This is a genomic window from Rhodanobacter sp. A1T4 (assembly GCF_014207185.1).
Taxonomy (GTDB): domain Bacteria; phylum Pseudomonadota; class Gammaproteobacteria; order Xanthomonadales; family Rhodanobacteraceae; genus Rhodanobacter.
Window position 1 is genome coordinate 283,992 of record NZ_JACHCP010000005.1, and the last position, 18,930, is coordinate 302,921.

Sequence of the window (18,930 nt, forward strand, 5' to 3'; positions counted from 1 at the left end):
TGACGCATGACTTCAACGCATTGGTTCGCTTGCGGAAGTGACTTGATGACACATCACTTCCACAAGCGCATGACCTGATTATCTGGCGCGGCGGAAAAAGGCGAGTACGGCGAGAATCAGGAAGATGACGAAAAGAATCTTAGCAATGCCTGCAGCGGCGCCGGCAATGCCGCCAAAACCCAGTACCGCTGCGATGATCGCGATAACCAGAAAAACCAGTGCGTAGTGAAGCATGGCGTTGTCCTCTTGAATGGGAGCCAAAGTTGGATAAACCGTGAACCGCAGACGCGAGCCTCCGGTATGTGGTCAGCTATTCACCCATAGCCCACGCCATGCGCATGTGAAGAGAGTTGGCGTCAATCTGCACGCGCTGGCGACGTTTGTTCAGGCGGGGGCAGGGGTCGGTTTGGCGTTCGGGCGTCCATTCACGTCGTATCCGACTCTCACCTGACAAACGATGGCGACGAACGATGGCGGGAGATTCGGAGCATCAATTCGCAGGTTGTAACCCCTCGAAATGCTCAAGGCTTGTATGTGACGCGATACACCGCGCCTGCAAGATCGTCGCTTATCAGCAGGCTGCCGTCGGGCAGCGGCTGCACGTCGACTGGTCGACCCCAGGCGCGTTCGTCCTGCTCGAAGCCGCTGATCAGCGGTTCATACGACAGCACCTTGCTGCCCTGCAGACGCACCGTCATCACCCGATAGCCTGACTTTTTCGTACGGTTCCACGAACCGTGCTCGGCCACGATGATCGCGCCCTTGTAGCTGGCCGGAAACTGCTTGCCCTCGTAGAAACGCATACCCAGCGAGGCAACGTGCGCACCCAGCTTCAATACAGGCGGCGTGTAATCCTTGCAGCTCTTGCCCTTGCCGAATTCAGGATCGAGCGTGTCGCCCTGTTGGCAATAGGGAAAGCCAAAGTGCTCGCCAATCCTGGTGATGCGATTGAGTTCGTCACTGGGCATATCGTCACCCATCATGTCGCGCCCGTTGTCGGTGAACCACAGTTTCCTGGTGCCGGGCTGCCAGTCGAAACCCACCGTGTTGCGGATGCCGTGCGCCACGTCTTCCATGCCGCTACCATCGGCGTTCATGCGGGTGAGCTTGCCATGGTCCGGACCTGGGTCGCAGATGTTGCACGGTGCGCCGATCGGCACATACAGCTTGCCGTCCGGACCGAAGGCGATGAACTTGGTGCCGTGATGCATCTCGGTCGGCAGCTTGTCGGTGATCAACTCTGGCTTCGGTGGATCGTCCAGATGATTCTCGATATCGCGCAGCACCACGATCCGGCTGACGGCGGACACGTAGAGATCGCCATTCTTGAAAGCCACGCCGATCGGCGACTCCAAGCCGCTCGCCACCACACGCACCTTGTCGGCAACACCATCATGCTTGCTGTCGGTCAGCGCATACACCTTGCCGGCGTCACCGGACCCGACGAACACTGTGCCTTTCGCGCCCAGCGTGATCTCGCGCGCTTTCGGTACCTGGTCCGAATACACCGCGACATGGAAACCCTTCGGCAGGGTCAGCTGGTCCAGTTGCGGTGCAGCGAAAGCCGGCGCCGCCAGCAGGTAGAGCAACCACCAAAGTTTCATACGCATCGGTCGGTCTCCGTATCAGCGGGCAGACTGCGATGCTAACGCCTGTCGGTCGAAGCGGCTATTTCGTCGCCACGTCGACCAGACGGACCACGTCGGACCAGAGCGTCGGGCCTTCGTGCATCGCGTAGATCGTGTTTACATCCAGATGCTCGCGCGCCACCGCCTGCACCACTTCGTGCATCAATTCCGGATCGTATAGCGTGTGGTCGGCATTGAGCGCCAACGTGTCGCTGGCATACAACAGCTTGTGCTGCGGGAAATACACCATGTACTGGCGCTCGGTGGAAGCGCCACGCAGTGGGTAGATCACCACGCGGTTCGCCCCACTGCCAATCTCCTGCTTGCCCGAGACCACATGCCATTGCGCGGCTTTCGGCGCGGACTGCAAATGGTCAGGCTCCAGGCGGTGCGGGGCTGCCACCAGCCGATCCAGTAGCGGCTGGTTCAGATCGAGGATGTACACCGGCAAGCCCTCGGCTACCGCCTCTCGCACGCCGGCCATATGCGGCCACGAATCGGAACTGGACAGCACCGCCTTTATTGGCACACCGGCAAACGTGCTGCGCGCCTTGGCCAGCACGCCTTCAACATAATGCGGCGAGATCGGCGCTTCCAGCACCAGCACGCCGTCGTCCTGCTTGATCAGGGTGGCATTCCACGCGCCGCGGTAGAGTTCAACGCCCGGCGCCAGCTCGACGCGGTGCTGGTCGCTGAACTCGCGGTTCCAGCCTTTGGATTGCGCGCTCTTCGCCGCTAGTGCCGAGTCCATTGCGAAGGTCTTGTCATCCAGCGTCGTGTTGAAGCTGGCATCGAGTACCTGCATTGACTGCCACACCACGCCGTTGCGCTGCTCGATGCGATTGGTCGGCAGCACCGTGCCATTCAACAGCTTCCAGTTGTCGTAGTAAACACGCTGCTCGACGTCACCCCAAGCGAACCAGAAATCCTGGAACGTGGCCGTGCGCTCGAATGCATCCGGCAGGTGGTTGAAAGCATTCAGCAGCACACGCACCGGCTGCCCGTGCCAATTGAATTCGAGCACGCTGTGCGGGGTGGAGCGCAGCCATTCGCTGCTGGCGTAATGCAGGTCAGCTGCCGCCGCTGCAGTAAGCAGCAATCGCTCCGGTCCTAGCGCCAGTGTGGCGCGGGTGTCCTCCAGATCAGCCGCCGAACACGCTGAATCGCCGTCCCTGGCGCGGTACACGCCGCCTTCGGGGGTAGCGATCAAGGTGAGATCGCTTTCCGCCTGATGCGAATCCGCTTCCGGCCACACGCCATGGCTATGGCTCAGTAGTCGACTCTTGTCGAAATCCACGGTCAACTGATCGCGCTCGTAGCTGCTGATGAACGGCGCCTGCCGATACGACTGCTCGGTGAGTGCGGTATGCCCGATCACGTCGAACTGTACATTGTGGATGGCCGCCAACGTGTCCCGGCCACCCATCGCCGTCAGCGCCAGGCCGAGGCAGGCACGCGCATCGATCTGCTCGCAGCCAGGGTGACCAGCGATGCCTTCACGGGAACCATCCAGTCGAGGTAGTGCAGACGCATGCGCCGCGGCCGTACTCGCCAGAGCCAACGTCGTCAGCATGGCGATCGAGGAAATCCTGCACCAACGCTTGCGGCTGTTCATCGCTTGTCGCTCGATCGGGCCCGAAGGGCGGATGTTGCAGCCTACGTCGTTTATCGAGTGGTGCCCCATGAGGGAAGTCATGCCATGCGGGAAGTCATGCCTCGTCGGTGGAACCACGCGATGCTCTGCTAACGTGGCGTACTTCGATTGGAGGGTGCATGAGCGAATTGCAGGATCTCACTACACTGGTACGCGCGAGCACACCACTGCTGGTGATCGAAACCGTCGACGAACAGCGGGTGATCGAGTGCTTTCGGCACGTGATCGCGCAGTCGCTGCGCCCACTGTGGCGCTGGACCCTCACCGACGGACTGACCCGACTGGACTTCGCTCAACGAGAATCCCAGTCCGCACCCGATGCCACCGCCACGTTGGAGGCGATTCGCACCGCCAGCGAGCCGGGCATCTTTCTGCTGTTCGATTTCCATCCGTTTCTCGGCTACGCGATGACACTGCGCATGCTGCGCGAGATTGTGCAGCGGCAGCACTCGGTGGCGCATACCATTGTGCTGATCGGCGCAAAAATCGAATTGCCCGAAGAGCTCGAAGCACTGGCGCTCCGTGTCCCGCTGTCGCTGCCCGACATCAAGGAGCTGGCAGGCATTCTACGCGGCGAAGCGGCCGCCTGGCAGAACGAGCAGGGTCGCCGCGTCGAGGTGGACGGTGAGGCCGCGCGCATCATCGTTCGCAACCTGCTGGGCCTGTCCGCGCCAGACGCGCGGCGCATTGTGCGTAAGCTGATCTACAACGACGGCGCGCTCAACCATGCCGACTTGCCCGAACTGATGCAGGCCAAGTTCGACCTGCTCAACCGCTCCGGCCTGCTGCATTACGAATACGCCACCGCCAGCTTCGCCGATATCGCCGGCGTCAGCCGCGTGCGCGAATGGGTACAGCGGCGGCGAGCGGTGTTTCTCGATCCGTCCGCCACGCCAATGCTCGATCCACCCAAGGGCGTGCTGCTGCTCGGCGTGCAGGGCTGCGGCAAGAGCCTCGCATCGAAAGCCATCGCCGGTGGCTTCGGCGTGCCACTGGTACGACTGGATTTCGGCACGCTCTACAACAAGTATCAGGGCGAAACCGAAAAGAATCTGCGCGAAGCGCTGGCCAGCACCGAGCTGCTGGCGCCATGCGTGCTGTGGATCGATGAAATCGAGAAAGGCCTCGCCGGCGGCGGCGATGATGGCGGCGTGTCGCGTCGCGTGCTCGGCTACCTGCTCACCTGGATGGCCGAACGCAAGGCCAAGGTCTTCGTCGTCGCCACCGCCAACACCGTCGACGAGCTACCCGCCGAACTGCTGCGCAAAGGGCGCTTCGACGAAATCTTTTTTGTCGACTTGCCACAGGCCAGCGTGCGCGAAACGATCTTCACCCTCCACCTCACCCGCCGCAAACTCGATCCGACTGGTTTTGACTTGCCTGTCCTGGCCGAAGCCAGCAGCGGCTTCTCCGGTGCCGAAGTCGAGCAGACCATCGTCAGTGCTTTATACGACGCCGCCAGCAACAACGTGCCGCTCGATCAATCAACGCTGCTCAACACACTCAAGCAGACGCGGCCGCTGTCGGTGTTGATGTATGAGAAAGTGGAGACGTTGAGAGCGTGGGCACAGGGCCGTTGTGTGGCCGCGGATTGAACGTCGGTATCATTGCCGTTTAAGCGGATATTTTTGAAAAGGGCAATTTCAAGGTCCACACGCAACATGATCAGTGAATGGTGCCAACTCTCCGCGCTCGTGCAGCCAGTCGCCTAGTACAAGCTTGGACACCCACGCTCGCTGCTGCTTGTGAAGTCAATGGACAAGTGGGATGCACTGGCCAACCGCCTGCAAGCAGCCGGCACGCGCTTCGTAATCGAACTGCACGTACGCTTTCAGGGTCAGGCCGGTGAACAGGCCACGATGTTTCTGCTCGATCCCTGCAGCAATGCGCTTGAGTTCAAGGCGTTCGCCGATCGCTCGAAGCTGTTTGCCAAATAACCCGAAGGAAACCACACGATGGAAGCAGAGGATTTGCAGCGGCTGGTGACTGTCACCATGCCCTATGGCAAATACCAGGGCCGGCTGATCGCCGACCTGCCCGGCGCCTATCTCGCGTGGTTTGCGCGAAAGGGTTTTCCCAAGGGGGATTTGGGACGGTTGCTGGCGCTGATGCTGGAGCTGGACCACAACGGGCTGTCATCGCTGCTGGAGCCACTGCGCAAGCGATAAGGTGAGCTCGAGCCTGCGTTGGCTTTCGGCGTATGCTGCAGGAAGAGCGGATTCGCATATTGCGAATCCGCTTTACTCGAACGCCGCTGCAAACTCCCTCCTCCGTGTCTGGTCGAGACTGCCCGCAAGGGCGCTAGCGCACTACGCGCACGATCAGAGTACTCAGCACCGATGTTGCCCCATGAGTTCGATACCGCGACGAGTGCGCTCGCCGCGAACGGCTGGTGCGTTATCCCGAACCTGATGACGTCGACGCAGACGCAGGCGCTCGCCAACGAGTGCATGGCCATGCATGCCGAACATTTGCTGACGCCAGCCGCCACTGGAATCGATCGCGCGATAACGTTATTGCGCGGCGACAGCACGTGCTGGTTTTTATCCGGCGCATTGAGCGCACCGCAGCAGGCCTTTGCCGATCGCGTGGACGAACTGCGCATCGCACTCAGCCGTCATCTGATGCTTGGCCTGGTCGACAGCGAGTCGCAGTACGCGGTGTATCCAGCGGGCGCGGGCTACGCCAGGCATCTCGATCAGCTGCGCCGTAGCGATGCCCGCGTCGTTTCGGCCGTGTTCTACCTCAACGCCGACTGGCAGGATGTCGAAGGCGGGGCGCTGCGGCTTTATCTGGCCGATGCGTCCCACCGCGATATCTATCCACGCGCCGGCACGCTGGTGCTCTTTCTATCGGCGCAATTCGAGCATGAGGTACTACCCGCCACACGGCAGCGAATGAGTATTGCGTGCTGGATGCGGCAGCGGGCGATTCCTGCGGCTCACTGATTCTCGGAATCTGTCGGCCCGATCAATTCAATTTCCGCAAGGGCTTTTGCCGCGCCATCCGTAGCGGGAAAGCTCAACCGGTAATACGTATAGCGACCTGGCGCCCGCAGGCCAAAGACACGCGTCTGGCGTGGCGTGAGAAAGCGCTCGTTCTTTCGCGTATCCACGGTATGCCAGTGCTTGCCGTCGCTGGATGCTTGCAGTTGCCAGCTTGAAGGTGCGGCGGCACTCGCGCCAGACGTCAGCGTAAGCATGGCAACCTCGCGGGCTTGCGGGAAATGCCAGCTCACCGTCGACGCGACGACTGGCAACGTGGCTTCGGTATCGGAATCGTTATCGAACAGCGCATCCAGTTTGGTAATCGTCGGCTGACTACTGGCCTGTCCTTGTCCTGCACCGGTGAGATCACGCATCGGCTGCGGCTTCTCGCCTTCGGCCGTGAGCGACGCAGGCAGTGACGACTTCTCGCTGCCCCATGACGACGGTTTCGGACCCATCACAAAGTCGAGCGTCGCGCCTTGCGCCAGCAGCGCGTGTGGCAAGGTGAGCTGGTTCCACGGCTGGCCGTTGACGCGCAAGCTCTGGATATAGCGATTGGTGTCGCTGACGGCCGGCGCCTCGATCACGATGCGTTTGCCGTTTTCCAGACGGACGTCCATATGCGGGAAGTACGGCGCGCCGATCACGTATTCCGGCGTACCCATGCGCAGTGGATAGAAACCGGCCGCACTGAAGACATACCAGGCGGACATCTCGCCGTTGTCCTCGTCACCCGGATAGCCCTGGCCGATCTCGCTACCGACGTAGAGGCGCGACAGCGCGTCGCGTACCTTGTCCTGCGTCTTCCACGGCTGGCCGGCGACGTCGTACATGTAGAGGATGTGGTGCGATGGCTGGTTGCTGTGGCCGTACTGACCCATGCGCACGTCGCGCGCCTCCAGCATTTCGTGGATCGGCTCGCCGTAAGTACCGACGTGGAAGTTGCCAGGCGTGGCGAAGAAGGCATCGAGCTTGGCGGCAAGTCCGGCACGGCCGCCATAGAGCGCGGCAAGTCCGGCGCCGTCCTGCGGTGCATGGAAGGCCATGTTCCACGCGTCGGTTTCGGTGTAGTCACCACCCCAGCGGATCGGATCGAAGTCAGCCTTGCCGTAGCGCCACTGACCGTTGGCGGCGCGGCCAACGAAGAAGCCGACGTCGGCATCGAACAAGTTGACGTAGTCGAGTCCGCGATTACGGTAGTAACGCGCGTCGTCTGCGTAATACGCAGCGTACGGATCGCCCGCGGCGTGCTGTGTCGCCAGCGCATCGGCGAGGTTGCCGATGGCGAAGTCGTTGATATAGCCGTCCATCGACCATGACAGACCCTCGTCTACACCGGTATCGGTGTAGCCGTTGAAGATCGAGCGCTGCAACCCCTTGCGACCCGTACCAGCCAGCGGGCTCACTACCGAAGCATCCTTCAACGCCGACTGGTAGAACGAAGCCACGTCGAAGTTGCGTACGCCCTTCAGCCAGGCGTCGGAAAAAGCCACGTCGGCGCTGGTACCGACCATCAGGTCGGCGTAGCCAGGGGAGGACCAGCGCGCGATCCAGCCGCCGTCGCGATACTGCTGCACGAAGCCGTCGATCATTTCGCCAGCCTGCGTGGGCGTGAGCAACACATAGGCCGGCCACGCGGTGCGATAGGTATCCCAGAAGCCGTTGTTGACGAAGTCCTTGCCGTCGACCACGTGCGCGCCGGTCTGTGTGGGCGTGTCGGCACCGACCGGTGCGGAGAACGGGCTAGCGTAGCGATACACCGGCTGCGCGGCGCTGCCGGTGTTTTCGTAAGCCTCGTTCGGATACAGGAACAGCCGGTAGAGATTGGAATAGAGCGTGGTTTTTTCGTCGCGGCTGGCGCCGTCGACCTGCACAGCACCGAGCAGTGCGTTCCACTGCTGTGCAGCGCGATCGCGCACGCTTTCCAGCGTGTCGTCCGATGCGATTTCTAGCGCGAGATTGTGTTTAGCCTGATCGAGGCTGATCAGCGAGGTGGCGATGCGCAGGTTCACGGTCTTGTTGATGCGCGTATCGAAACCGAGCCATGCGGCGACATGGTCTCGCCCCGCACCGGTGAGTCGGCCGCTGCGCTGCACCGGCTGATCGACCGTGCCATAGAAGAAAAGCCGACCGGCGCCGGTACTCAACTTGCTCTTGACGTCCGAATAGCCGCTGAAGCTGCGCCCCGACGGGTCGAGCGTGATACCGCCCTGGTCGGTGAGGTTATCGAACAGCAACTGCGATGTCGCGCCGGCGAAGGTGAAGCGGAACATCGCCGCGTGGTCGGTCGGTGTCATCTCGGTAACGATGCCGTTGTCGAATGCCACACGGTAATCATGCGCATGCGCCGTTTCGTTGGCGTGGGTAAAGCCTAACGAACGCGCGGCCCGATCGAGCAGCGGCACACCGCTGGCCTGTGCCTCGGGCATGAGCTGCAGCGTTTGCCGCTCGCCCATCCACGGGCTGGGCTCGTGCGAGAGCTGGAAAGCCTGCAAGCGCGGGTGATTATCCGCACCGTTGTGATCCTGATACTGGTAGAGCCAGTCGGTACTGGCATCGGTGACTGGCGTCCAGAAGTTGAAGCCGTGCGGCACAGCCATCGCCGGAAAGACATTGCCGCGCGAGAAGTGGAAATTGGCATTGCTGCCGCGCCGCGTCTCGACGAAATCGGCCGGCTGCTGGCGCGTCTCCGGCACTTCGCTGCCAATGCGGATGTCGTCGACATAGCCTTCAATGCTGGCTGCCGGACCATCGTGGTCCAGCACGATCTGCTTCACGCGCCGACCCGCCGCAACGCGGCCGAGATCGATCGAAACGAAATTCCATTGGTCCGGATACAGCACACGGCCATCACCCTGCCCGCGCGCTGTCGCAGGTACACGATGCTGGTCGAGCGCACCACTGGTCGACAGACGGCTGCCGTCGTCGAAAACCAGGTCCACCACAACGTAGTTGGCCGGATTGCGCAGGTCATCCTCGACCCGTTGCGGAAAAATCACATAGGAAAGCTGCGTGTCCGCGCGCACCGGCAGATCGATATCGAACAGCTTCTGCTGTTGGCTGCCGTCGGCGCTACCGCGATAGTGCAGCGAACGCAGGCCGGTGAAACCGACGCCAGGTTTGGCGGTGAGCACCACATCCTTGCCCGGGCCGCCGTCGACCTGGGCGCTGAAGTTTGGGCTGGTCGTCATGGCAAGAGGCTGGGGCTGACCGGCTTCGAACGAACTCTGGAAGGTCTCTACCGTTGCTCTCGCCGCCGCCGCGCCACCAATCAAAAGCGCGGCGGTGACGAATGTGGCGAGTGTTCCTGCGGCGCGCCGTGTCTGGCGCGATGCCGATGCCTTCATGCCGAATCCTCTGGGAGTTTGTGTCAATGGCGCTCGCCCGATGCGACAGGCCATCTCACCCATGGAGGCCGTAACGCATCAAGCGCAAACCACAGAGTTGATGCGATCCCATCGACACTGTCAAACCGCAGTGCGGCAAGCGACAACCCGCGCCGGTCAACCGATGCCGGCTACCTTGCTGTCGGCGATCGCATTGAAACGATCGGCGATGTAGTCGTCGGTGAAGCTGGTCATGCCCCAGTTGCGGATAAAACCGCAGTGGCCGCCGTAGCGGGAAATATCCAGTTCGATATTCGGTGGCAGCTGCAGCTGCTTGAACGCGTTGATCGGAATGACCGGATCGTCCTGCGCGGTGAGGATGGTGGCCGGTATCTGCATACCGGCCAGCGCGTCGCCAGCGACCGAATAGCCATCCAGATACTCTTCCAGCGAGCCGAAGTCGGTATGCCGCAGTACCAGCGCTTCGGTGAGGCCGCGCATGTCTTGCTTCAGCTCGGACAGCTCGAAATACTGCTGCTGCGGAAACGCTGCCTGCTTGGCGCGCAGTGATTGCCGCCACTTCTGCATGAAGTAGGCGTTGTAGAACCAGCGCGCTTTCCGCTCCAGCGAGAACAGGCCCTCGGCAGGATCGATGATCGGACAAATCGCCAAGACATAAGAGAGTGGTATGCCCAGCGCTGGCGCCTTCAAGGCGGCGCGCAGGGCGAAATTGCCGCCCAGCGAAAAGCCGGCCAGTGCCATCGGACGCGCCGGCCAGCGCTGGGCGATATCAGCCAGCGCGTGGACCACTTCATCAATCCGGTTGGAGTGGAACAGGGCTTCGTTGTAGGCGAAGCTTTCGCCGTGATCGCGGAAATTGAGCCGCAGAATGTCCCAGCCATCGAGCAGCAGGCGACTGCCTGTCTGCAACACGTAGGTGGAATCGACGCTGCCTTCCCAACCATGGAAAAGTACAGCGAGGCCGCGCGACTGCGGGTGCGTTTTCTGTGCCGTGTAAGCGCCGGTAAGTCGCACACCGTTGCCGCCATCGACGATGACCGGCTCGGCGCCCTGCATCACGGTTTTTGCGGTGCGCGGCAACAGGTAACGGCGCACACCACTGGAGGACAACAAGGTCTGGGTATGGCCGCTGCGCAGCGGCCAAGGCGGACGGAAGTCGGCGCCACGCAGCAGACTCATTCGACAACGTCGCTCGCGATGGGATCACCGAGCGCGCTGGCAATGCGTTCGCGCGATTGCTCGGCCATGCGTCGGCGCGCGTCCGGGGAGGCAGGCACCACGGCGAGAAAATGCACTTCGGCATCCAGCGGCGCCTCACCCAGCAGGCGCAGGATGTTGTGCACAAAGCTCTCGTTGACGCGGAAGCCAGCATCAATGATCCGCACACCATGACGGGCAAAGCGCAGCGCCACCGGCTGCACCGGCACTTCGGCATCCAGCGCGGCCTGGAAAATGCGTGCGTGGAAAACCTTCAATACCCCGTTGTAGCCACTGCCGCCCTCCGGGAAAACCGCCACCGAACGGCCGCCGCGCAGGCGTTCGACCATCACCTGCATCACTGAGGAGAGCGAATGGTTATTGCCACGGCGATGGAAGATGGTGCCCGCGCAGGCGGCCATCCAGCCGACCAGCGGCCAGCGCGCGATCTCCGACTTGGCCACGAAACATGCCGCGCGCTGGCTGTGCAGCATGACGATGTCAATCCACGACGTGTGGTTGGCGACAAACAGAACGGCATCGGGCATCGGCCGGCCGATGCGGACCGAACGCATGCCGAAGATCCGCAACAGCATGCGCGACCACCAGCGGATCAGCCGGTGCGATAGCGGCTCGCGGCCACCCTGCATCACCGCCAGGCGATTCCAGGTGACAATCAGTGCAAGCAGAATGCCCAGCAAGATGTGTCCGAGCAGCAGCGGCACGCGCCACAGATAGCGCAGTGGGCGCAGTGGGCGCAGTCGGTCAGGCGAGGTGGCGGGAACGAATTCGGGGCTCATTAGTCAGTTAGTTTAGCGTTAATCGGCACGCGCTTGAATGCTCAACGCTGCAACTGAGTCAGCGGCAGTGAAGGTGAGCGCTTGACGGTGCGCAATACGAAACTGGAGTTGACGTCGGCGACACCCGCGGCGTTGAGCAGATGATCCAGCAGAAAGCGCGAGAAGTCCTGTAGATCGGCGACATGCACGTGCAGCAGATAATCCATGTCGCCCGTGAGCGCATGACAGGCGACCACTTCGTCCCAGCCGTTGACGCGCTCGACGAAGCCTTCGATCGCCGCGCTCTCGTGCTTGGTCAGCTGCACGCGCACGAATGCCTGCAGGCCCAAACCAACCGCCTGCGGATCAACCTGCGCTGCATAGCCGGTGATGATCTTGTCCGACTCCAGCCGCTGCAGCCGGCGCAGACACGCCGAAGGCGACAGGCTGACGCGCTCGGCCAGCTCGGCATTGGTGATGCGGCCTTCGCCTTGCAGCACGGCCAGCATCCGCAGATCGGTGCGGTCGAGTGCGTTCACGCGCACGATACCTCGCGCTGTTTATCCATATAACGCAAGAATAGTGCATGACTGGGCGAATATGGAGCAAGTAAACAAGCTTCATGTGCGTTATCCGCCATAGACTATTGATTGGACACGTTGAGCCAACCCGGAGTACGCCATGGACACACCTCGCAAAGTCGAACACCAGCAAACCGATCGCGGTTACGTGCCGGTGTACGCCACCGGCGTGGTGGAGCAACCGTGGGCGAGCTATTCGCGCACGGACCATGAGGTGTGGGACACGCTGTACAAGCGTCAGCGCGAAATGTTGCCCGGCCGCGCCTGCGCGGAATTCCTGGCTGGCGTGGAGCGCTTTGGCCTTGGCGACGGCGGCATTCCGAAATTTGCCGAACTCAATAAAGTGCTAGGCGCGGCTACCGGCTGGGAAGTAGTCGCCGTGGAAGGACTGCTGCCGGACGAGGTGTTTTTCGACCACCTCGCCAATCGCCGCTTTCCGGTGAGCTGGTGGATCCGCAAGCCCGACCAGCTCGATTACCTCAGCGAGCCGGACCTGTTCCACGATCTGTTCGGGCACGTGCCGCTGCTGCTCAATCCAGTCTTTGCCGACTACATGCAGGCCTATGGCCGTGGCGGCATGAAGGCGTTTGCGATCGGACCCGAAGCGCTGATGAACCTCACGCGTCTTTACTGGTACTCGGTCGAGTTCGGCCTGATCAATACCAGTGAAGGCATGCGCATCTACGGTGCCGGTATCGTCAGCTCGAAGGGCGAGTCGACCTACTCGCTGGACTCGGCTGCGCCGAACCGGATCGGTTTCGGGCTGGAGCGCGTGATGAATACGCGCTACCGCATCGATACCTATCAGCAGACGTACTTCGTGATCGACAGCTTCGAGCAATTGTTCGAAGCGACGCATCCGGACTTCACGCCGATCTACGCCAAGCTAAAGCAGTTGTCCACGCACAGCGCGGCGGATGTACTCGACAATGAACGGGTTTTTACCCACGGCACCCGCGAGGGTTTTGCCACCAATGCCGATGCCTGAGGTCTGGCCGCGCCGAATGATCAGCGCGGCATCGCGTCGACCGGCTGCTTATCGACCCATGGCTTGATGATGCCGATCCACAGCGCGTAGCCGGTGCGATTCATGTGCAGGCCGTCATCGCCAAACCACTTAAGCTGCGGCTGGCCGTCCGCGCCCAGCATGGGCGTATAGACGTCCAGATAGGTGACGTGCTTCTGCTTGGCGGCATAGGCCTTGATCAGTGCGTTGGCCTGACTCACCTTTGGCAAGAGAACCTTACGTGCGATGCTCGGCTTGATCGCGACGAAGGCAATCGGTACACCGGGATCGACTGACCTCACCTTGCGCACGAAGGCGGCAAAATCATCACGCACCTGCGCCGGGCTGTGGCCATCCTGCAGGTCGTTGTCGCCCGCATATAAGACCACCGCTCGCGGATGATAAGGCGCCACGATGCGGTCGGCGAAGTAGGTGGAATCCGCCAGCTCCGAGCCACCAAAGCCGCGGTTGATCACGCTGACTTCGGGGAAATCCGCCGCAAGGCTTTTCCAGTGCTCAATCGACGAACTACCGATAAAAAGGATCGAGCCCGCTGCCGGCGGATGCATCCGGTCCGTCGCCTCGAACGCGGCGATGGCATTTTCCCATTGTGCAGGATGGGCCTCGGCCGCATGGGCAAGCACCGGCAATAACGCGAACAACAACAAGATCAATCGTTTCATGTATCGCTTCCTCTATCGAAACCGTGGCAAGAGATCACGCCCGAGGTTAACGCGGACGCGCCAGCTCCGATACCCTCAGCACCATGGCGATGCGGCGGCCATCCCAGCGATAGATCAAATGCTCGGACTGCACACATGGCGCTACCAGATCCGGATAAAACGCAGCCACACATTCGCCACCGGCATGGCGCGCGCTGTCGTAGACCACACCATTGGATCCTTCGCTGCGCAGCTGTTGCGCCAGCGCCTGACTGGCGACGTAACTGTCGGGTCCCTGCGCTTCGGGCCAGCCGCCGCGCAGATCGTGCAGCTTGCCGGCAATGCCGGTGCGATAACAGCGCATCTCGATATCGCAAGCCGGTTCCGCCGTGGCCGCGAGAAATCGCTGGCGGTGATAGATGGTTTCCTCGACCGCCGTCGCCACGCTATGTGCCGCATAAAAAACGCCCCAGCTGCCGTCGGAAAAACGGCTGCCTTCGGGATTCAGATGGGTAAACGCCGCCATCACCGGCGTACTGCCCGGACCGCTGATGCGGCGCTCCTTCGGCACCAACTTCAACGCGCCGGCCTCTTCACGCAGGCGTGGATTGGTCAACGCCTCGATCGCGAACACGGCGTCCAGATCGTCCGGATCGGCGATACGGTCATACACGCCAATCGGCGGGAACCGGCTGGGCACGACGCGATAAGCGTGGCTCCAGCGAATGCGTTTCAATGGTGGGAGGGCGGTCGGCATCAAAGATTCCGTTGGGCAGCGGACGGTTTCGAATCGGCAGGTATTCCCCGGCTGGAAAGGCTGGCCGGCTGCCATGCGAACAGTCTCGAGACTCGGCGTATCGCGGATTGCGACGCGCCGCCCAGTTCAGTTCACGCCACGCTGCGCGTCGAGATACTGCCGCACCACATAAAGATCGGCCACATTGCCCGACAACATGCGCTGTAGCGCGGAGTGCCCGCCAAACAAGGCTGCCTGGTTCGGCTGGTGCAACCACGCATCGGCCTGCGTCGTGTCCGGAAACAGGATCTGCAGTGCCTTCCAGATACCGAGCAGGTAGCTGATTCGCTCGATCACGTCGCGACCGGGCGCGGCATCACGCTCACGCTTCCACTTGTAGAAAGTGGATTCCGGCGGGTCGCCAAGCAGCTTGCGCTGGTCGGTGACGCGCAGCTTCCACTGTTCGGCCAGGCCAAAGAAGGCGCGCAGAGCTGGACCGCCAAGCTCAATCGAGGGAACGTTTTCGGACTTCGGTTGAGTCAGCATGAATAACTTCCCATATGAAGTTTTATTGAATATTACTTTATATGTGCATTTCTGACCAGCGCTGCGCGGATTTCATTTCGCTACCGTTGTAGGGCCCAGTCGCTAGATGCCAGATCCGGTCGAGGTCTTCAGATGTCAAAAGCCGTCGCAGTGGACACCATCTCCCAATCCTGTATGTCAGCCAGCATCGCTTCGGCGTGACTCCGCACCGCGTCGACAGCGTCCGATCCCAGTTGCAGGCGCAGTGGGGTATTTTCGGATTGCAGAGCCTGCGCAATCGCGGTGGCTGCTTTACGCGGATCGCCCTGCTGGGTCTGGTGCATGTCGCGGGCGAACGCCCGCGTGCCGCCAACCGTATCCTGGTAGGCGTCGATGATCGGCATGTGGCGCATGGCGTCACCTGCCAGCTCGGTGCGGAAGCTGCCCGGTTCGACAATGAGAACCTTGATCCCGAGCGGTGCCAATTCCTGGGCCAATGCCTCGGAGGCTCCTTCGAGCGCGAACTTCGTCGCGGAATAGGCACTGAAACCTGCGAACGATAACTGGCCGCCGAGACTCGAGATATTGACGATGGCACCCGAGCGCTGCGTACGCAGCGTCGGTAGCGCCGCCGTAATCACCGCAATGGCGCCGAAGAAATTGGTTTCCATGATGGCCCGTAGTTCGCTTTCGGGTGTTTCCTCCAATGCACCCACTACGCCGTAACCAGCGTTGTTGATCAGCACATCGATGCGGCCAAAGCGCGCAACGGCGGCAGCCACGGCGGCCTTGGCGTCGCCGGGATGATTGACATCGAGCCGGGTGACCAGCAGGCGATCGGCCGCCGGATGGGCGACCAAACCCTGCAGTTTGGCGGTGTTGCGGGCGGTTGCCACTACGTTGTGGCCCTGTGCCAGGGCGTACTCGGCAAAGGCGCGGCCAAAGCCGGACGAGGTGCCGGTGATGAACCAGGTTTGGCGAGTGGATGCAGTCATGATCTTTCCTCGGGATCTCGTTCCATTCGAACGCGAGGAAAAGATCGCATGGCGGCGGTACGATGATAATCGGGCTTCAATCGCATTCGCTATTCGACAAGGTGCATGAATGGACCGCGAGCTGCTGACGCACTTCCCCGTCGTACTCGCCGTCGCCCGGCGTGGTGGTTTCGCGGCGGCAGCCGCAGAACTGGGCATGAGCCCATCGACGGTGAGCCATGCGGTCAAGACGGTAGAAGACCGTCTGGGCATGCCGCTGTTCGCGCGCACCACCCGCAGCGTCTCCCTGACTGAAGCGGGCAACACGTTCGTGGCCGTGATCGGTCCTGCGCTGACGGATATCCAGGAAGTGGTGGAGCACATTCGCGCCGACAAGGGAAAGGTCACCGGCCTGCTCCGGCTCAACGTTCCCCGCGTGGCATTGCCGATGGCAATCACCGCGGTGATCGCGCAGATGACCTGGCGGCATCCGGAGCTGACGATCGAGATCGCCTCCGAGGATGGCTTGGTGGACATCGTCGCGAATGGCTACGACGCCGGTGTGCGGCTCGGCGAAATGATCGGCGAGGACATGGTGGCGATCCGCCTCACGCCACCGTTCAAGGCCATCATGGTTGCCGCACCCGAGTACCTGGCGGCGAAGGGCGAGCCAAAGTCGATCGCGCAGCTTCGCCAGCACAATTGCATCGGTTTTCGGCTGCTGGCGTCGGGCGGCGTGTATGCGTGGGAGCTTCGGGAAAATGGCGCCGACGTCACCGCGCGCGTGCATGGCACCACGCGGGTAACGGATCCGCTCTATGCACGCGAACTGGCGTTGGCCGGCGTTGGCATCGCCTATGTGTTCGAGCCGCTGGTTCGCGCTGATATCCGCGAAAAACGGCTGCGCTGGATCATTCCAGACGCAGCGATCGAAGAACCCGGCCTGTTTCTCTACTTTCCGCGCCGCGCTTCCGACGCGCCCAAGCTGCGCGCCTTTATCACTGTGGCTCGCGACGTGCTCAAGCCATAGCGTTACGGTGGCATCTGTTTCTTCGCGCAGTCGCAACCGTAATCCGGTTCCGGGCCACCGTCGGCAATGAACTGGTTGATACGCTGTTCGAGTACCGGCAGCGGCACCGAGCCGATGGAGAGCACGGTGTCATGGAAGTGACGGATGTCGAATTTCGGGCCGAGCGCCTTCTCGGCTTTCGCGCGCAGCTCGAGGATTTTCAGATAGCCGAGTTCGTACGAGAGCGCCTGACCGGGCCAGCTGATGTAGCGGTCGACTTCATTGGCGATCTCGCGATCGGACAATGCGGTGTTCTGCGTCATGTAATCGATCGCCTGCTGGCGGCTCCAGCCCAGGTGGTGGATGCCGGTGTCGACCACCAGCCGGCAGGCGCGCCACATCTGGTAGCTGAGAAAACCGAACTGCTCGTACGGCGTCTTGTAGATGCCCATCTCGTTGCCGAGGAATTCCGAGTACAGTCCCCAGCCTTCGCCGTAAGCGGAGATATAACCGTTGCGGCGAAAATCCGGCTGGTCATGCTGCTCATCGGCCAGTTCCAGCTGCAGCGCGTGACCGGGATAGGACTCGTGCAGGGTCAGCGCAGGCATGTTGTACAGCGGTCGCGACGGCAGGTCGTACGTGTTGACCAGATAGACGTCCGGACCGCCGCGGCCGGAGGTGTAGTAAGGCGCAATGGCGTCCGGCACGGGTTCAATGGTGAAACGCTCGCGCGGCAGATGGCCGAACAGCTTGCCCACCTGACCGTCTACTTCCTTGGCCACCCACGCGCTGCGATCGAGCAGCTCCTGCGGCGTCTTCGCGTAGAACTGCGGGTCAGTACGCAGGAAGTGCAGGAAGTCGGCAAAGCTGCCCTTGAAACCCGTCTGCGCCATCGTGTCGAGCATCTGCGCATGGATCTTCGCCACCTGGTCCAGGCCGATCTGGTGGATCGCATCGGGGCTCAGGTCGAGCGTGGTGTATTCGTGGATCTGCTGGTGGTAATACGCCTTGCCGTCCGGCATGGCCTCGGCGGCCAGCGTGGTGCGTGCCTGCGGCACGTACTCGTTGCGGAAAAAAGTGAGCAGCTTGGCGTAGGCGGGAATCACGTCGTCGCGGATACGCTGCACGGCCTCGCCCTGCAGCGCCTGCGCATCATCGGCACTGATCGATGCGGGCAGCTGCTTGAACGGTTTGTAGAATGTGCTCTCGGTCGGGTCCTTGAGTTCGGCAACGGCGGCGATCGACACGTCGCGGCCGTTGAGCACCGCGCGTGGCACGCTGAAACCGCGCTTGAGGCCGAGTTGCATGTTGGCGATCTGCTGATCGAAGTAGGCGGGAACCTGGTCGAGCTTGGCGAGATACTTGTGATAGTCGTCGACTGTACGCAGCTTGCCGCCATCCAGCTCGTAACCCACATCCGACCAGAATGCCGAGTCGCTGTTGAACGGCATCTGCCAGTTGGCAAAGTGCTGGTCGGCAACGAAATTACCGATCTGCTCGCGGTAAACCGCGGCGTTGACGCGATTTGCCGGCGAAAGCTGAGCTACGTCGATGCCGTCGAGCTGTTTGAGTACATGCTGCCAGTATTCCAGCCGCTGCTGCTGGCTGGCTGCGTCGACATCATCGAGCCGGCCATCGTTCGGCTGCGACTCGCCCGACGTACTGACGCCGGACTGGCCGGTACGCCACGCCCATTCCTGCTGATAGATATTCTGAAACGAGGTGTCGGCGGTGCTCTGCGCGGCCCAGAGTGGTGTGGCCAGCAGTCCGGTGATCGCCGCGGCGAGAAATTTTTTCACCAGGCCTTTCTTTATGGCTTCTATCTTCACTGCGTCTACCTTCACT

At 61.7% G+C, this 18,930-nt stretch carries 18 protein-coding genes; 6 read left to right on the forward strand and 12 right to left on the reverse strand.

Features of this window, described 5'->3' with window-relative positions:
* Positions 1–78 precede the first annotated feature (78 nt).
* From HDE80_RS12085 to HDE80_RS12095, 3 genes are all read right to left on the reverse strand, one after another.
* Positions 79–234, reverse strand: coding sequence for a DUF1328 domain-containing protein (locus tag HDE80_RS12085; protein ID WP_184600023.1), 156 nt, complete (start codon positions 232–234; stop codon positions 79–81).
* A 287-nt stretch (positions 235–521) separates the two neighbouring features.
* Complete coding sequence (locus HDE80_RS12090) at positions 522–1,610, reverse strand: PQQ-dependent sugar dehydrogenase (RefSeq protein ID WP_184671172.1); 1,089 nt, start codon at positions 1,608–1,610, stop codon at positions 522–524.
* Positions 1,611–1,668: 58 nt separating this feature from the next.
* Positions 1,669–3,243: a hypothetical protein gene (locus HDE80_RS12095; protein ID WP_184671174.1), complete on the reverse strand. Its 1,575-nt coding sequence runs from the start codon at positions 3,241–3,243 to the stop codon at positions 1,669–1,671.
* A gap of 158 nt (positions 3,244–3,401) precedes the next feature.
* Between HDE80_RS12095 and HDE80_RS12100 the strand changes: the two genes are divergently transcribed.
* The 4 genes from HDE80_RS12100 (at position 3,402) to HDE80_RS12115 (ending at position 6,230) form a co-directional block, all read left to right on the forward strand.
* Positions 3,402–4,877: an AAA family ATPase gene (locus HDE80_RS12100; protein ID WP_184671176.1), complete on the forward strand. Its 1,476-nt coding sequence runs from the start codon at positions 3,402–3,404 to the stop codon at positions 4,875–4,877.
* A gap of 159 nt (positions 4,878–5,036) precedes the next feature.
* Positions 5,037–5,219: a glyoxalase gene (locus tag HDE80_RS12105; RefSeq protein WP_255483719.1), complete on the forward strand. Its 183-nt coding sequence runs from the start codon at positions 5,037–5,039 to the stop codon at positions 5,217–5,219.
* Between the two features lie 18 nt (positions 5,220–5,237).
* Positions 5,238–5,450, forward strand: a complete 213-nt coding sequence (locus HDE80_RS12110) for a DUF3820 family protein (RefSeq protein ID WP_184600019.1) — start codon at positions 5,238–5,240, stop codon at positions 5,448–5,450.
* Between the two features lie 171 nt (positions 5,451–5,621).
* Positions 5,622–6,230, forward strand: coding sequence for a 2OG-Fe(II) oxygenase (locus HDE80_RS12115; protein WP_184671178.1), 609 nt, complete (start codon positions 5,622–5,624; stop codon positions 6,228–6,230).
* Here HDE80_RS12115 and HDE80_RS12120 read toward each other — a convergent pair.
* The 4 genes from HDE80_RS12120 to HDE80_RS12135 all read right to left on the reverse strand — a co-directional run bounded on the left by HDE80_RS12120 (position 6,224) and on the right by HDE80_RS12135 (position 12,131).
* Entirely contained in the window at positions 6,224–9,616 is a 3,393-nt protein-coding gene (locus HDE80_RS12120) for a GH92 family glycosyl hydrolase (RefSeq protein ID WP_345776444.1), read from the reverse strand. The two genes, HDE80_RS12115 and HDE80_RS12120, sit on opposite strands and share 7 nt — an antisense overlap.
* A 156-nt stretch (positions 9,617–9,772) precedes the next feature.
* Positions 9,773–10,795, reverse strand: a complete 1,023-nt coding sequence (locus tag HDE80_RS12125; RefSeq protein WP_184600017.1) for an alpha/beta fold hydrolase — start codon at positions 10,793–10,795, stop codon at positions 9,773–9,775.
* Positions 10,792–11,613: a lysophospholipid acyltransferase family protein gene (locus tag HDE80_RS12130; RefSeq protein ID WP_184671180.1), complete on the reverse strand. Its 822-nt coding sequence runs from the start codon at positions 11,611–11,613 to the stop codon at positions 10,792–10,794. Before HDE80_RS12130 ends, HDE80_RS12125 begins: the two co-directional genes overlap by 4 nt.
* A gap of 41 nt (positions 11,614–11,654) precedes the next feature.
* Entirely contained in the window at positions 11,655–12,131 is a 477-nt protein-coding gene (locus HDE80_RS12135; RefSeq protein WP_184600015.1) for an Lrp/AsnC family transcriptional regulator, read from the reverse strand.
* A gap of 142 nt (positions 12,132–12,273) precedes the next feature.
* Here HDE80_RS12135 and phhA point away from each other — a divergent pair, with 142 nt between their 5' ends.
* Positions 12,274–13,161 (forward strand): phenylalanine 4-monooxygenase, encoded by an 888-nt coding sequence (gene phhA, locus HDE80_RS12140; protein WP_184671182.1) that lies wholly within the window; start codon positions 12,274–12,276, stop codon positions 13,159–13,161.
* A 20-nt stretch (positions 13,162–13,181) separates the two neighbouring features.
* Here phhA and HDE80_RS12145 read toward each other — a convergent pair whose 3' ends face one another.
* From HDE80_RS12145 to HDE80_RS12160, 4 genes are all read right to left on the reverse strand, one after another.
* On the reverse strand, positions 13,182–13,862 hold the full coding sequence (locus tag HDE80_RS12145) for an SGNH/GDSL hydrolase family protein (RefSeq protein WP_184671183.1): 681 nt from the start codon (positions 13,860–13,862) through the stop codon (positions 13,182–13,184).
* A 46-nt stretch (positions 13,863–13,908) separates the two neighbouring features.
* Entirely contained in the window at positions 13,909–14,598 is a 690-nt protein-coding gene (locus HDE80_RS12150) for an RES family NAD+ phosphorylase (protein ID WP_184671185.1), read from the reverse strand.
* 126 nt (positions 14,599–14,724) lie between these two features.
* Positions 14,725–15,123 (reverse strand): MbcA/ParS/Xre antitoxin family protein, encoded by a 399-nt coding sequence (locus HDE80_RS12155; protein ID WP_184671187.1) that lies wholly within the window; start codon positions 15,121–15,123, stop codon positions 14,725–14,727.
* A gap of 128 nt (positions 15,124–15,251) precedes the next feature.
* The gene (locus HDE80_RS12160; protein WP_184671189.1) at positions 15,252–16,097 is read right to left on the reverse strand and encodes an oxidoreductase; all 846 of its coding nucleotides are present in this window, start codon (positions 16,095–16,097) and stop codon (positions 15,252–15,254) included.
* A gap of 109 nt (positions 16,098–16,206) precedes the next feature.
* On the opposite strand from HDE80_RS12160, the gene HDE80_RS12165 reads away from it, so the two are divergent.
* Positions 16,207–17,106 (forward strand): LysR substrate-binding domain-containing protein, encoded by a 900-nt coding sequence (locus tag HDE80_RS12165; RefSeq protein ID WP_184671191.1) that lies wholly within the window; start codon positions 16,207–16,209, stop codon positions 17,104–17,106.
* A gap of 2 nt (positions 17,107–17,108) precedes the next feature.
* On the opposite strand, the gene HDE80_RS12170 is transcribed toward HDE80_RS12165, so the two are convergent.
* Entirely contained in the window at positions 17,109–18,851 is a 1,743-nt protein-coding gene (locus tag HDE80_RS12170) for a DUF885 family protein (RefSeq protein ID WP_255483736.1), read from the reverse strand.
* Positions 18,852–18,930: the final 79 nt, after the last annotated feature.